The 14810-nt window shown below is 75.1% G+C and carries 8 protein-coding genes and 1 pseudogene; 3 read left to right on the forward strand and 6 right to left on the reverse strand.

Translation table 11 applies throughout. The annotated features are described in order from the left end of the window. On the reverse strand, positions 1-566 hold a 566-nt coding region (locus tag SZN_RS29375; RefSeq protein WP_043733834.1), incomplete at its 3' end, for a cell division protein PerM. A 113-nt stretch (positions 567-679) separates the two neighbouring features. Here SZN_RS29375 and SZN_RS29380 point away from each other — a divergent pair. Continuing rightward, positions 680-1930, forward strand: a complete 1251-nt coding sequence (locus SZN_RS29380) for a helix-turn-helix domain-containing protein (protein ID WP_007502144.1) — start codon at positions 680-682, stop codon at positions 1928-1930. 74 nt (positions 1931-2004) lie between these two features. Here the strand turns inward: SZN_RS29380 and sucD are convergent, their stop codons facing one another. The 5 genes from sucD to SZN_RS29410 form a co-directional block, all read right to left on the reverse strand. After that, positions 2005-2889: a succinate--CoA ligase subunit alpha gene (sucD, locus tag SZN_RS29385; protein WP_007502147.1), complete on the reverse strand. Its 885-nt coding sequence runs from the start codon at positions 2887-2889 to the stop codon at positions 2005-2007. 27 nt (positions 2890-2916) lie between these two features. After that, positions 2917-4098 carry an ADP-forming succinate--CoA ligase subunit beta gene (gene sucC, locus SZN_RS29390; RefSeq protein WP_007502149.1) on the reverse strand — a complete coding sequence of 394 codons (1182 nt, stop codon included), beginning with the start codon at positions 4096-4098 and terminating at the stop codon, positions 2917-2919. A gap of 3292 nt (positions 4099-7390) precedes the next feature. After that, positions 7391-8548 (reverse strand): VWA domain-containing protein, encoded by a 1158-nt coding sequence (locus tag SZN_RS29400; RefSeq protein ID WP_007502151.1) that lies wholly within the window; start codon positions 8546-8548, stop codon positions 7391-7393. Positions 8549-8825: 277 nt separating this feature from the next. After that, positions 8826-11486: a DUF5682 family protein gene (locus tag SZN_RS29405; RefSeq protein WP_007502152.1), complete on the reverse strand. Its 2661-nt coding sequence runs from the start codon at positions 11484-11486 to the stop codon at positions 8826-8828. Positions 11487-11812: 326 nt separating this feature from the next. Then, positions 11813-12943, reverse strand: coding sequence for an ATP-binding protein (locus SZN_RS29410; protein ID WP_043733824.1), 1131 nt, complete (start codon positions 12941-12943; stop codon positions 11813-11815). 165 nt (positions 12944-13108) lie between these two features. On the opposite strand from SZN_RS29410, the gene SZN_RS29415 reads away from it, so the two are divergent. Together SZN_RS29415 and SZN_RS29420 are read left to right on the forward strand one after the other, a co-directional pair. Next, positions 13109-14461 (forward strand): SWIM zinc finger family protein, encoded by a 1353-nt coding sequence (locus SZN_RS29415; protein ID WP_043733827.1) that lies wholly within the window; start codon positions 13109-13111, stop codon positions 14459-14461. A 73-nt stretch (positions 14462-14534) separates the two neighbouring features. Further along, positions 14535-14810: pseudogene (locus SZN_RS29420) on the forward strand (DUF5691 domain-containing protein); the annotation flags it as partial.

A 14810-nucleotide genomic window follows, 5' to 3' on the forward strand; every position in this document is an offset into this window, starting at 1 on the left:
AGGCCGTCAGCGGCCTCCGGCTGCCGCTCGCACGCGGTCCACACGCCCACCGCGGCGGCGCCCATCGCGAGGAGCGGCACGCACAGCACGGTCCACGGCCAGGACGGCCGCGGCTCGCCGCCGCCCGCGTACACCGCGGCGCAGGTCGCGACGGCGAGGTAGCCGAGCACGACACCCGCCCAGGCCGTACGCCCCGACGCCGGCGGCGTTCCGTCGCCGCCGTCCGCCGCCGCGTCGCGGGCCGCCCGGTGCACCAGCCAGACCGGCAGCGCGAGCAGCAGCAGCGGGGTGACGCCGACCGGGGCGGCGAGCCCGGAGAGCGTGTCGACGCGGACGAGTTCGGCGCCGTGCGCCAGCAGCCACAGCACGGCGGCGATCCGCAGCGCACCGCCGGGCCCGCTGTCCGGGTAGGGCGAGACGATCCACAGCGCCATCACCAGCACGGAGAGGGCGCCGAGGCCGAGCGCCGCCGCGACCGCCCCGTTCAGGAGGCTGGCGCCCAGTCCGGGCGTTCGGTGGCGCAGGCGTGTGAGCAGTGACGACAGAGGCGTTCGGCGAGCGGTCATCTCGATCACGCCGCCATGCTCCCAACGACACGCGCTTTCCCGTCGTAACAGGCGAACCTCCGAAGTGTCGCCCAATATACGTTTATGTACTTTTTCACACGGAGGGGCGCACGGTGACGGAGAGCCCGGCAGACACGCTGCCCCCGCCCGCGGAACGCCGACGCCTGCGCGAGGCCGCCTCGCTGACACAGGCTCAGATCGCGGCACGGGTGGGCGTCGGCCGCGGGACGGTGCGCGCGTGGGAAGCCGGCCGCACGACACCGAGCGGCCCCCGGAAGGAGGCGTACGCCCGACTCCTCCTGTCCCTGGCACGGCAGACGGAGCGGCAGGACGGCACGGAGGAGGCGGACATGACGGCCGGTCAGCCGGGCGTGTGCACCATCACCGCCGAGACCGGCGACGGCGTGGCGCCCGTCCCGGACGAGGAGGAGGCCGGGGCGCCCGCCCGGGAGGAGGAGGCCAGGGCGCCGGACGGTGAGGCCGGGGCGCCCGCCCGGGAAGAGGAGGCCAGGGCGCCGGACGGTGAGGCCGGGGCGCCGGACGTCCTCGGGGAGGGCTCGGGGCGCCCGCTCTCCCCCGCGCAGGCGTTCGACGCGCTCTACGCCTTCTGCGCCCCCGCCCTCGTACGGCAGACCTATCTGCTCACCGGGCGGCGGGAGCTGGCGCGGGAGTCCGTCGAGCGGGCCTTCCAGGCGGCCTGGCAGCGCTGGCCGGAGGTGGCCCGCGACCGGGACCCGGCGGGCTGGGTGCGGGCGGCGGCGTACGACGTCGCGCTCTCCCCCTGGCACCGGTTCCGGCCCCGCTACCGGCATCCGGAGCCGCCACCGGCCGACGCGTCCGACCGCGTCCTGCTCGACGTGCTCCTGGGCCTCCCGCCGACCCAGCGCCGCGCCCTGCTGCTCTACGACGGTGTGGGCCTCGACCTGCCGGAGACGGCGGCGGAGACGGAGGCGAGCACCCCGGCCACCGCGAACCGCCTGCTGGACGCCCGTGGCGCGGTCGCCGCCCGGCTCCCGGACCTGTCCGACCCGGCCGCGCTCGGCCGGCGGCTGTCGGAACTCTCCTGCGCCGAACGCCTGCGGGCCGCCAAGGCGCCGGAGGTACGGACCGGGAGCGAGAAGCGGGCCCGGTTCTGGACGCGGGCCGCCATCGCGTTCACGGTCGCCCTCATCGGCACCACGGCACTGACGCTGCGCACGGCTCCCACCCAGTACGAGCCCCCGGTGCCGCCCGGGGAGACGGTGCGCGGTGTGCCGCCGAGGGTGGCGCCGGGCCCGCTGTCGCAGAAGGAGCTGAGGCTGCGGGCCAAGCTGCGCGAGGAGATGCAGCACGGTCCGCAGCGGCTGGCCCCGCTGCCCGGCTGACCGCGGCACGGCCGCGGACACGGCGGCGGGCCCGCCCCCCGGGAGGGGCGGGCCCGCCGGATGCCGTGGGGGTGTCAGCCGCCCAGGATCTCGCGCGCCAGCCCGGCCGTCTCGGTCGGCGTCTTGCCGACCTTGACCCCGGCGGCCTCCAGGGCCTCCTTCTTGGCCTGCGCCGTACCGGAGGAACCGGAGACGATGGCGCCGGCGTGGCCCATGGTCTTGCCCTCGGGCGCGGTGAAGCCCGCGACGTAGCCGACGACCGGCTTGGTCACGTTCTCCTTGATGAAGGCCGCGGCCCGCTCCTCGGCGTCGCCGCCGATCTCACCGATCATGACGATCAGGTCGGTGTCGGGGTCGGCCTGGAACGCGGCGAGCGCGTCGATGTGCGTGGTGCCGATGATCGGGTCGCCACCGATGCCGACGGCGGTCGAGAAGCCGATGTCGCGCAGCTCGTACATCATCTGGTACGTCAGCGTGCCGGACTTCGAGACCAGGCCGATACGACCCGGCTTGGTGATGTCGCCCGGGATGATGCCGACGTTCGACTGGCCCGGGGTGATGATGCCGGGGCAGTTCGGGCCGATGATGCGGGTCTTGTTGCCCTTCTTGCCGGCGTACGCCCAGAAGGCGGCCGTGTCGTGCACGGCGATGCCCTCGGTGATGACGACGGCAAGCGGGATCTCGGCGTCGATGGCCTCGACGACGGCGTCCTTGGTGAACTTCTCCGGCACGAAGATGACGGAGACGTCGGCGCCGGTCTTCTCGATGGCCTCCTTGACGGTGCCGAAGACCGGTACCTCGGTGCCGTCGAAGTCCACGGAGGTGCCCGCCTTGCGCGGGTTCACGCCGCCCACGACCTCGGTGCCGTCAGCGAGCATGAGCTTGGTGTGCTTCATGCCCGTGGCGCCGGTCATGCCCTGGACGATGACCTTGCTGTCCTTGTTGAGCCAGATAGCCATGGTGTGTTGTGTCCTCGTCCTGAGTGCTTACTTGGCGGCGTGAGCCAGTTCGGCGGCCTTGTCGGCCGCGCCGTCCATGGTGTCGACGCGCTGCACCAGCGGGTGGTTGGCGTCGGTGAGGATCTGCCGGCCCAGCTCGGCGTTGTTGCCGTCGAGGCGGACGACGAGCGGCTTGCTCACGTTCTCGCCGCGGTCCTCCAGGAGCTTCAGGGCCTGGACGATGCCGTTGGCGACCTCGTCGCAGGCGGTGATGCCGCCGAAGACGTTGACGAAGACGGACCGGACGTCCGGGTCGCCGAGGATGATCTCCAGGCCGTTGGCCATGACCTGGGCGGAGGCGCCACCGCCGATGTCCAGGAAGTTGGCCGGCTTGACGTTGCCGTGCTTCTCACCGGCGTACGCGACGACGTCCAGGGTGCTCATGACGAGCCCCGCGCCGTTGCCGATGATGCCGACCTCGCCGTCGAGCTTGACGTAGTTGAGGTTCTTCGCCTTGGCGGCGGCCTCAAGGGGGTTGGCCGCGTCCTTGTCGTGGAGTTCCTCGTACTCGGGGTGGCGGAACTCGGCGTTCTCGTCGAGCGACACCTTGCCGTCGAGGGCGATGACGTCACCGGAGGCGACCTTCGCGAGCGGGTTGACCTCGACGAGGAGGGCGTCCGACTTGATGAAGGTGTCCCACAGCCTGACCAGGACGTCGGCCACCTTGTCCGCGACCTCGGCCGGGAACTTCGCGGCCTCGACGATCTCGCGGGCCTTGGCCTCGTCCACCCCGTCGATGGCGTCGATCGCGGTCTTGGCGACGGCCTCCGGGCGGGTGGCGGCCACCTCCTCGATCTCCATGCCGCCCTCGACGGACGCGATGGAGAGGAAGGTGCGGTTCGCACGGTCGAGGAGGAAGGAGACGTAGTACTCCTCCAGGATCTCCGGGGCCGTCTCGGCGATCATCACCTTGTGGACCGTGTGGCCCTTGATGTCCATGCCGAGGATGTCGGTCGCCCGCGCGACGGCCTCGTCCGCGGAGGCGGCGAGCTTGACGCCGCCGGCCTTGCCGCGGCCACCGACCTTCACCTGGGCCTTGACTACGGACTTGCCACCGAGACGCTCGGTGGCTGCGCGGGCGGCCTCAGGCGTGTCGATGACTTCACCGGCCAGCACCGGTACATCGTGCTTGGCGAAGAGGTCCCTCGCCTGGTACTCGAACAGGTCCACGCGCTTCCGTCCCTATCAGTGATCTCGCGGTTCGTTGGATGCGTGGGCGTGCCGCGAAGGGCAACGTGACGTCCGCTGTCACAAGGGAGGCGCACACGGTGTCCGAGCGCGCGGCATGTCCGTCCCGCAGGTTATCCCCGCCGGGCTGACCTCTCTAAATCGCATCTCACACATGAGCGGTGATACCTGTCACATGATGCCGCGATCAGCGGATACCACTGGCACGGCGTGCCGCGCGCGGGCGCGCGAGGGACGTACAGGGGACGGGTGGGGGACGGGTGGGGCAGGGGTTCCCTCCCTACGGCCATGACCGTCACGACCGTCCGTCATGGCGCTGGGCCGCGGGCGAGGGCGCGGGGGACGGGCGGGGCGCGAGTAGGCGCGGGCTGTCGAGGGAGACGCCTGCGCGAGCGGTTGCGGTGAGGGGCGGGGCCGCAGGGGGAGCGGGGGCGCGGGGGACAGGCAGACGGGCGAGCGGCGGACGCCGGACGGCGGACGGCGGACGGCGGACGGCGGACGGGCGGTCCTGTGCATCGGGTCCGGCAAGCGCGGCGGGGCGCGTGGGGGCTCGGACTTGAGTGAGCGGGGTCGGTCCCGTGCCAGGACTGGGGCGGGGCGCGCGTTCGCGCGGGGGCTCGGGGACGGATCTCCACCGGGTGGACGGGAGCTCCGCAGGGCGCGCGCGTGAGCGGGGGCTCGCGGTCCTGACACCGGTTCGGGGACCAGTACGGCACGGGGAGCGCGCGTGCGCGGGGGCTCGCTGGACCAGGGTCGTCGCACCCGCCCCGGCGGCCCGGGGCGCGCGCGTGCGCGGGGGCTCGTCCCGGTGGCCCGCTGCCGGGTCCGTGAACGGGGAGGCGCGCGTGCGCGCGAGGGAGGGGCCTCACCGGGCTGGGGTTGACCCGGTGAGGCCCCTGATCAACCCGAAGGGCGCGAGTGCGCCGCTCCTTCGGGCACGGGCCGGAGTGATCCCCACCCCAATGGGGACCGCCCCGGCCTGTCCGCGGGTCCGGACCGGCTCGGCCGACGGATTTCGACCGTCCGGGTCCGTCTGCCCCGCGGAATACGGGAGACGCCTCGCGCAGAGGCGCTGTGCGGGCGCCGGGGGACGCACCGCGCGCGGGGGCTGCGTCAGGTGACGCGCCCTGCGCGGCGGGTCTGCGGAGTGTCGGGGGACGCGGTGGGCTGCGTCCCGCGGACGCTGGGAGCGCGGTGCGTGCGGGGCCGGGTGCAGGGGACGTCCGGTGCCGTCGCGCACGGTGCGTGCGGGACACGTGGGACCCGCGGGGGCGTGCCGGCTCGGGCGGCGTCCGTCCAGGGACGCCCCGGGAGGGGGCCGGCGGCAGAACCGACGTTCCGGACGGTCGAGCGGAGCCGTGCCGCACCGACCCCGTACGGCCGGGGCAGCGCCCGCCGCCTAAGCGGGGGAAACCGGGATGTCCTGCTGCCTGTCCTGGACCCCGTCCACCTCGGCCGGGACGGCGGCGCCGGTCATCGGCACGGGCAACGCGCGCTGTCCCCACGCGACGGCGTGCGCGTCCACGTGCCGGGACGTGCCGTTGTCACCCGCGGAACGGCTGCCCCGCACACCGGCCGGGTGCTCACCGGGCGCCCGTCGGACGGGACCGTGACCGTACGGCGCGACCCGGCTCGCACCGGCCGAGGCACGCGAGGGGGCGTCGGTGACCTCGTCGGTGGAACGGGGACCGAACGCGAGGCGCGCGCCCGCACCGCCCCCGCTCCGGACCGCCTCTCCCGAAGCGGACGTCCCGGGACGCTGCCCGGTCCCGGCGGACGGCGCCGCCCCCGCCGAGGTGGACGGCCCCGGCAGCGAGGGAAGCCCGGGTGCCTCGGGCAGGGCGGGCGCTTCGCCTCCGGGCAGTGCCGGCCAGCCGGGGAACCCGCCCCCGGGCTCACCCGGCCACCCGGGCACCTCGGGAGAGGCTGGCGGCGAGGGCGGCGCGGGGAGGGCTGGGAGAGTTGGGAGGGCTGGGAGGGCTGGGAGAGCGGGAAGTGCGGGGGTCGCGGGGAGCGGCGCCAGCGGAGGCGGAGGCACCTGTGCCCGGACCGCCGCCAGTCCCTCGGTCACCTTCCGCACCACGTCCCCGACCTGCCGTACGACGCGCTCGCCCACGGCCGAGGAGACGACGTGCCCGGTGACCGGGCCGAGGATCGAGCCGGCGGCCGGGGCGAGGGCGGGGCCGAGGATCGGTCCGGCGGCCGGGCCGAGGGCACCCGCGGAGTCAGACCCGGAGGTGGAGCCCGAGCCGGGGGCGGGCGTCGCAGCCGACTGGGCGGCTCCTTCCGCCGGCCCGCCCAGCGCTACGGACTCCGCCGAGCCGGTCCGCCCGGCGGGCTTGGCCGACGCGCCCGGACCCGCGGACGCGCCGGGCTTGACCGGAGTCCTCAGCTCCGCAAACCTGCTCGGGTCGTCCGGCACGGCGTGCCCGGTGCCCTTTCCCGGCTCAACCCGTTTCGCTGACCACGCGGGCTCGACAGACTCAGCGGGCCGAGCCGACCCTCCAGGCCGGGCGGACTGTGCCTGGCCGGCCCGCACGGCGGACGTGCTGACGTCGGCCCGCTCGGCCGACAACGTCAGGCTGACCGGCGCCACGGACTTGGCCGTCACGCTCGGCTCGGCCGACGCGGCGGGCCGGGCAGGCTCAACGGGTCCGACCGGCTGCGTGGGCCTCGTCTCCGCGTCACCGCTCGCCGCGAGAACTCCTCCGCCGAGCCGCGCCCGCGGGGCACCGCCCGGCGTCTCGTCCCCTACCGCGCCGCCCGGACCGTCCGACGTCAGGGCCGCCGTACCAGCCGGCGCTCCCGGAACCCGGTCCGCCGCGGACGCCGTCGCCCCGCAGAGGACCCCGGCCGCGACCAGCCCGCCCAGCAGCAGGGCCAGGTGCAGCGCGCGCCGCGCCGCCGCGGTGCGCGGCACGGGCACCGCGGCACCGGGCAAGCCGGCTGACCAGGTCAAGGCGGGGTGGTCCTCCCGTGCGGCGGAACGAAGTACAGGCGAGGGGCCTCACGTCGAGCGGACGCGGTGCGCACGAGCGGCGCGTCGGCGCACCGCTGACAAGACGTCGATCCTTGCACGCCCCTCCCGAGACCGCGCAAGTCCCCGCTGCCGATCGGCACTCGACTCCGAGCCGCTGCCCCACACCTGGCCCTCACCGGGCCGGCACATCACCCCCGATACCCTGCCAAAACCCCGACCGGCACGGCCCGAACCCGCTCCCCACCGGCCGCCAGACCGGTGGACCGCCAGACCGGTTGACCGGTGGGCCGGGCCTCACACCGTGTCCGGCACCGGTATCGGCCGCTTCTCGATGGCCGCCGCCATCACCTCGGGGAACAGGTCGGGCGTACAGGCGAAGGCCGGCGCGCCGAGCGCCGCGAGCGCCGCCGCGTGTTGCCTGTCGTAGGCGGGCGCCCCCTCGTCCGACAGCGCCAGCAGTGCGACGAACTGCACCCCCGACGCCTTCATCGCGGCCACCCGCTTCAGCATCTCGTCGCGTATGCCGCCCTCGTAGAGGTCGCTGATCAGCACCACCACCGTCTCCGCGGGGCGGGTGATCTGCGACTGGCAGTAGGCGAGGGCCCGGTTGATGTCCGTGCCTCCCCCGAGCTGGGTGCCGAAGAGGACGTCGACGGGGTCGTCGAGCTGGTCGGTGAGGTCGACCACCGCGGTGTCGAAGACGACGAGCCGTGTGTCGATCGACCGCATCGACGCCAGCACGGCGCCGAACACCGACGCGTAGACCACGGACGCCGCCATCGACCCGGACTGGTCGATGCACAGCACGACTTCCTTCTTCACGGACTGCGAGGCCCGCCCGTACCCGATCAGCCGCTCGGGCACGATCGTGCCGTACTCCGGCAGGTAGTGCTTGAGGTTGGCCGCGATCGTGCGGTTCCAGTCGATGTCGTGGTGGCGCGGCCGGTTGATACGGGCGCTGCGGTCCAGCGCGCCGGTGAGGGTCGCCCGGGTACGGGTGGCGAGCCGCTTCTCCAGATCCTCGACGACCTTGCGCACGACGGCCCGTGCCGTCTCCTTGGTGGTCTCCGGCATCGCCCGGTTGAGGGAGAGCAGGGTGCCGACGAGGTGGACGTCCGCCTCCACCGCCTCCAGCATCTCCGGCTCCAGGAGCAGCGTGGACAGTCCGAGCCGGTCGATGGCGTCCCGCTGCATGACCTGGACGACGGACGAGGGGAAGTACGTCCTGATGTCCCCGAGCCACCGCGCGACGGTGGGCGCCGAGGCGCCGAGCCCCGCCGAGCGGTTCTTCCCCGGCCGGGCCTTGTCGGACCGGCCGTACAGCGCCGCGAGTGCCCCGTCCATCGCGGCGTCGTTCCCGGACAGCGCGCATCCCGTGCCGTCGGCGTCGTCGCCGCCCAGCACCATCCGCCAGCGCCGCAGCCGCTCCCGGTCCGTCCCGTGTGCCGTCATCGCCCCGCTCGTCTCCACACCGCTCCCCGCCCCTCGACTCGTCATCGGCGCGCTTCCTCTCCCGGCCGCTCCCACAGAGGGACCACCGGCACGGCTCTCCTCACCGTCGGCCGCCCCGCCGCCCCCGCCGCCCGACCGGTCACGGCCCGACACGGGACCTCCCGCCTCGTCTCGGGGCGGCCCCCGGCGGCCCGCTCCGGCACCGGCGGCCGCCGCGGTCCTGGTCCGCCGCCCGCCGCGGCGTTCCGGTCCCTGGCCGTCACCGCTTCGCGCACCGTCATCCCGCCACTCCCGCAAGGTCGTTGTCGCCGGGGCCGCCCGCGGCCCGCTCTTCCTGCCGGTCCAGGCCGAGCAGCAGCCGGACCACGGGCACGAGCGCGTCCGCCCGCCCGGCGTCCAGCTCGGCGGCGAAGCCCGGCAGACCGGAACCGCCGGTCCCCGCGGGTGCCCGCTCCCCCGGTCCTCTGCGGACCAGTTCGCCCAAGGTGCGCCGTACACCCGGCTCGTACGCCGAGAACGTGCGCCTGAGCAGCGGCAGCACATCCGTGAACGCCTCCGCCGACACCCCCGTCAGCCAGGCGTCGACCAGGCCGAGCAGCCGCTCGTCGTGCACGAGCAGCATGCCGCCGCCCGAGCCGCCGCCCACGAAGCCCTCGATCCAGGCCGCCGCGTCGGCCGGCGGGGTGCCCGGCGACAGCGCGAGACCCATGAGCCTCGCCGCCTCCTCCTGCGCCAACTCCCCCTCGTCGAGCAGAAGTCGTACGGCCCGTCCCCGGATGACGCCCGGCACGGTGTCCCGGAGGGACAGCACGCGGAGCACCCGCTGCCAGCGCCCGCGCAGGTCGGTGGGGCGCCGCGGGACCGCGGTCGCGGTGACCGCGCCACCGGCTCCCGGCCCGCCCGTACGCTCCCGCCCGCAGTCCCCCTGTTCCGCCGGGCGGTCCCCGTCCGGGCCCTCCGGCCCGTCCGCCCGGTCCGCGCCCGAGACGTGCGTGCCGCCCTCCTCGTCCGATCCGCCGGTTCCGCCCGCGCCGGACGCCTCCTCGCGCGGCACCGCGTCCCCGAGCAGCGCCACCGCCCCGTGCACCGCGTCCACATGGCGCCGCATCTCCCCGGCCCCCTCCGCGTCCAGCGCGGCGCAGGCCGGGGGGAGGCCGACGAAGACGCGCTCGGCGAGCCCCGCCGCGACGTCCGCGAGCGCCCCCGTGTCCGTGCCGCGCACGTCGCCGTACCGCAGGGAGCGGACCAGTGCCGGCAGTGCCTGGGCGAGATGGCCGACGTCGGCGTCGAGGGCGGCCCGGTCGGCCAGGACCCGCATCACGACGGGCAGCGCGGCCGGCAGTTCGGCCAGTAGGCAGTGCTCGGCGAGCGCGGTGACGTCCGCGAGCCCCTGGGCGCCCACGGCGTCCGCCTCGGCCTTGGCGGTCGCGGCGGCGCACACCGTGGTCCCCCACACCCCGGCCTCCGCCACCCGCACGGACAGCTCCGGCTCCCAGCGCAGCCGCCATGTCTCGCGGAAGGTGCCCGTGCTGCCCCGTGACGCGGACGGCTCGCCCCACGGCACGCCGAGGAGCCGCAGCCGGTGCAGCAGCCTGCTGCGCTCGGCGTCGTTCTCCTTGCGCAGGTCGAGTTCCAGCTCCCGCTCCAGCGCCTCCGGTCTGATCCGCAGCCGGCGCTGGGTCCGGTCGAGGTCCCGCTGCAACGGCACGGCAGGCGCCGACTGCGGCACCTCCCCCAGCACGTCCCCCACGACCAGCCGGTCCCGCACCAGCGCCAACGGCACGTCCGAGCCGTCGCACATCACCGCGCGCACCGCGTCCGTGGTCTCGCTCAGACCCGGCAGCGGACGGCCCCGCATCGACGCCAGCGTCTCGGCCAGCCGTACGGCCTCGATGACGTGGGCGGAGGAGACCATCCGGTCCTCGTCGCGCAGCAGCCCGGCCACCTTGGTCATCCACCGCTCGACCGGCCGGTCCGGCGCGGCGAAGAGGTGCCCGTACCAGCCGGGCGAGTCGATCCCCGCCCCGTACCCGCTGGACCGGGCCAGCCGGCGGTGCGTCCAGGGGACCCACGTCATGTCGGCCTTGACCTTGGGCAGCCCCTTGAGCAGCGCCTTGTCGGCCGCCACGGTGCTCCTGCGGCGCAGCGCGGGGACGTGCCACGCCCCGCACACGACGGCCACCTCGTCCCCGAACTCGCGCTGGGCCGCACGCAGTTGGAGCCGCATGTACGCCTCGCGCACGAGGTCCCGGTCATGTCCGCCGCTGCCGTAGACCTCCCGCAGCGCCTCCATGGCCTCCTCCAGGCCCAGGAAGGGCGTGAACACGTCGCCGTCGCCGGAGCCCCGGTGTTCGACGACGTCCTCCCACCAGCGCTCGGGGTCGTCGTAGCCCGCGGTCTCGGCGAGCACGGCGAGGGGATCGACGCGGACCTGTGCGCGCGGGTCGGCCCGCTCGCCCTCCGGCTCGTCCACGGGGGCGTCGGCGGGCGCCTGCTCCTCGTCCTTCCGCCACGCCAGGGTGTGCGTGGCGGGCAGGTCGATGAAGCGGGCCGGGACGCCGTGCTCCAGCGCCCAGCGGATCGCCACCCATTCCGGCGAGAAGTCGGCCAGTGGCCAGAACGCGGAGCGGCCGGGCTCGTCCACGGCGTGCGCGAGGAGGGCGACCGGCGGCCGCATGTCCTCGTCCCCGGCGAGCGGAATGAGGGCGTCGGCCTCGGGCGGCCCCTCGATGAGCACGGTACGGGGCCGGGCCGCGTCCAGCGCCGCCCGCACGGCCCGTGCCGAGCCGGGCCCGTGGTGCCGCACCCCCAGCAGCAGCGGACCCGCCGGCCTCGGCACGGCGGGGCCCTCGGCGACGTCCACCCCGCTGTACGGCACTTCGGCCCCGGCACCGACGCCCGCCACCCGGCCTCCGGTCCCCTCCGCGATGCCTGCCATTCCGGCCTCCTCGGCCCTTCCGGCCCCGTCAGTCCCGGTCACTTCCGCCCTCTCGTCCTGGCGCCCACCGTGTACCGCCCCGCTCCGTCCCTCGTGACCCGCACCGGCCGTACGCGCCGCACCCACCCGCCCCATACCCCGCCTCCCCCTCCGGCCGCCGCCGTCCCCAGCCGCCCCGCCCCCGTACGCCGGCCTCTTCCGTCACCCTCCGGGCGACCGCGGGCCGGCGCGCCTCACCGTCCCCGTGCCGGGTCAACCGGCCACGGAGCCGCCGGGCTTCGAACCGCCTCCGGGGCGGCCCCAGCCGAGGTCGTCCTCGTCGTTGTTCACACGCTCACCTCTCGGCACGACCGGTAGAAGTCCGTCCAGCCGTCCCGCTCCCGGACGACCGCCTCCAGGTACTCCTGCCAGATGACCCGGTCGGCGGCCGGATCGCGGACCACGGCACCGAGGATGCCCGCCGCGACGTCCCCGGGCCGCAGCACCCCGTCGCCGAAGTGGGCGGCCAGGGCAAGGCCGTTGGTGACGACGGAGATCGCCTCGGCCGTCGACAGCGTGCCGCTGGGCGACTTCAGCTTCGTACGGCCGTCCGACGTCACCCCGTCGCGCAGCTCGCGGAAGACGGTGACCACGCGGCGGATCTCGTCGATGCCGTCCGGCGAGGCCGGCAGATCCAGGGAGCGGCCGAGCTGGTCGACGCGGCGCGAGACGATGTCGACCTCGGCCTCCACGCTCTCCGGCAGCGGCAGCACGACCGTGTTGAAGCGGCGGCGCAGGGCGCTGGAGAGGTCGTTGACACCCCGGTCGCGGTCGTTGGCGGTGGCGATGAGGTTGAAGCCCCGGACCGCCTGCACCTCCTGCCCCAGTTCCGGTATCGGCAGGGTCTTCTCGGACAGGATCGTGATCAGCGTGTCCTGCACGTCGGCGGGGATGCGGGTCAGCTCCTCGACACGGGCTGTCATCCCCTCCGACATCGCCCGCATGACGGGACTGGGCACCAGCGCGTCCCGGCTGGGCCCGTGCGCGAGAAGCTGCGCGTAGTTCCAGCCGTAGCGGATCGCCTCCTCCGGTGTGCCGGCGGTGCCCTGCACCAGCAGCGTCGAGTCGCCGCTGACCGCCGCCGCGAGGTGCTCGGACACCCAGGTCTTCGCGGTGCCCGGGACCCCGAGCAGGAGCAGGGCACGGTCGGTCGCCAGCGTGGTGACGGCGACCTCCACGAGCCGGCGCGGTCCCACGTACTTCGGTGTGATCACCGTCCCGTCGGGCAGTGTGCCGCCGAGCAGGTACATGGCCACCGCCCAGGGCGACAGCTTCCAGCGGGCCGGGCGCGGCCGGTCGTCCTGCGCGGCCAGCGCGGCGAGTTCGTGAGCGAAGGCGTCCTCGGCGTGCGGCCGCAACGCCTGGGCCGCCTCGGTCTCACCGGTTTCGGCGGACGTCGGTTCTACGGACACAGACATGGCAAAGTCCCCCTCCAGCTCGGCCGGTTCGGCCGTTTCGGATCTGGCATTCACCATGCACCACGCCACTGACAACGCGTTCCGACCTGGGCGGATACGGAAACGGGCCGTCCGGCGGCGGGCTCGGAGGACCGATTGTCAGTGGGGGGATCTACCTTCGGTGACATGACTGAGCAGGGGGTGCGGTGGACCGCGGACCAGGTGCTGGCACTGGCGCCTGACGCCGCTTCACGCAAAGCGGGCAGCAAACTCGGGGCGGCGGGGCCGTGGTCCGAGGCGGGGAGTTCCGACGAGGGGACGGTGTGGGGCCTGTGCAAGGGCAGTGGCAGCAAGCCGTATCAGACGGTCATCGACATCGCGGACGCCGCCGGGCCCGCGTACAAGTGCAGTTGCCCCAGCCGTAAGTTCCCGTGCAAGCACGCCCTCGGGCTGCTGCTGCTCTGGGCGGGCGAGGACGGTTCGGTGGCGCGGGCCGAGCCGCCGGACTGGGCGCAGGAGTGGACGCAGGCGAGACGGCAGCGCGCGCAGGAGAAACGGGAGGCCGGTCCGGCCGGCGGCGCGGAGTCCGCCGATCCGGAGGCGGCGCGGCGCAGGTCGGAGCGCAGGGCGGCGCGGGTCACCGCGGGAGCCACGGAGCTGGAGCAGCGTCTGTCGGACCTGCTGCGCGGCGGGCTGGCCGGGGCGGAGCAGGCGGGGTACGGGCTGTGGGAGGAGACCGCGGCCCGGATGGTCGACGCGCAGGCGCCCGGACTGGCCGCACGCGTGCGGGAGTTGGGTGCGATACCGGGGTCGGGCCCCGGCTGGCCGGTGCGTCTGCTGGAGGAGTGCGCCCTGCTCCATCTGCTGGACCAGGGCTGGCTGGGGCAGGAGGGGCTGCCGGCCGGCCTGGCGGACACGGTCCGCTCCCGGATCGGCCTGCCCTCCTCGGCGGACGGAGCGCCGGTGCGTGACCGCTGGCTGGTGCTCGCGCAGTACGACACGGCGGACGTGAAGCTGACGACCCGCCGGATATGGCTGCACGGCACGGACTCGGGCCGTACCGTCCTGCTCCTGTCGTACGGCGCGGCGGGCCGGGCCCCGGAGCTGGCCCTGCCGGCGGGGGTGGCGCTGGACGCCGAGGTGGCCGCGTACCCGGGTGCGGGGCGGCTACGGGCGGCGCTGGGCGAGCAGTTCTCGCCGCCCGAGCCCTCGGCGCATCGTCCGGCGGGTGTGACGACGGCCGAGGCGGCCGCCCGGTACGGCGACGCGCTGCGCGACGACCCGTGGCTGGAGGCCGTCCCGGTCACGCTGGACCGGGTCGTGCCGACGCCGGACGGCGCGTCGTGGCAACTGGCCGACGCCGACGGGGACACGGCCCTGCCGCTCGCCCCGGCCGCGTGCGCGCGCCCCGGTCTGTGGCGCCTGGTCGCGCTGTCGGGCGGCGCTCCCGTGACCGTGTTCGGCGAGTGCGGCCACCGCGGCTTCACCCCGCTGACGGCCTGGCCGCAGGGGACGGGCGAGGCGGTCCGCCTGTGCTGACTCCGCCACCGTGCCCGCGAGGGGCCCGCCGCCTGCACGGCACCGACCACGTGGACAGAGAGGAACGACCCTCATGAACAGCCCTTTCCAGCAGGTGGCTCCAGCGGTGCCGGACGCGTGGGAGGAACTGGTCACCGTCGCGCTGCTCGGGACGGACCGGCGTACGCCGCCCGGCGCCGCGCCGGACCGGGAGGCCCCGGTGGCCCTGCTCGACGCGGCGGCCGTCGAGACCGTCCGGCGCAGGGCCGGGCTGCGACCGGCTCCCGCCGCGCGGCGGCCCCGGCGGGCCGCCGAGGACCCCCCGTCCCGCGCTGCCCGCGGCGGCGGCCCGCAGACTGGCGCTGCTGCT

Origin of the sequence: Streptomyces zinciresistens K42 (genome assembly GCF_000225525.1) — a bacterium.
GTDB classification, from domain to species: Bacteria; Actinomycetota; Actinomycetes; order Streptomycetales; family Streptomycetaceae; genus Streptomyces; species Streptomyces zinciresistens.

Bases quoted from the DNA above. Each gene is read 5' to 3' on its own strand.
- sucD (WP_007502147.1), bottom strand. From the start codon at position 2,889: ATGGCTATCTGGCTCAACAAGGACAGCAAGGTCATCGTCCAGGGCATG.
- SZN_RS29400 (WP_007502151.1), bottom strand. From the start codon at position 8,548: ATGACGGCACACGGGACGGACCGGGAGCGGCTGCGGCGCTGGCGGATG.
- SZN_RS29405 (WP_007502152.1), bottom strand. From the start codon at position 11,486: ATGGCAGGCATCGCGGAGGGGACCGGAGGCCGGGTGGCGGGCGTCGGT.
- SZN_RS29410 (WP_043733824.1), bottom strand. From the start codon at position 12,943: ATGTCTGTGTCCGTAGAACCGACGTCCGCCGAAACCGGTGAGACCGAG.
- SZN_RS29415 (WP_043733827.1), top strand. From the start codon at position 13,109: ATGACTGAGCAGGGGGTGCGGTGGACCGCGGACCAGGTGCTGGCACTG.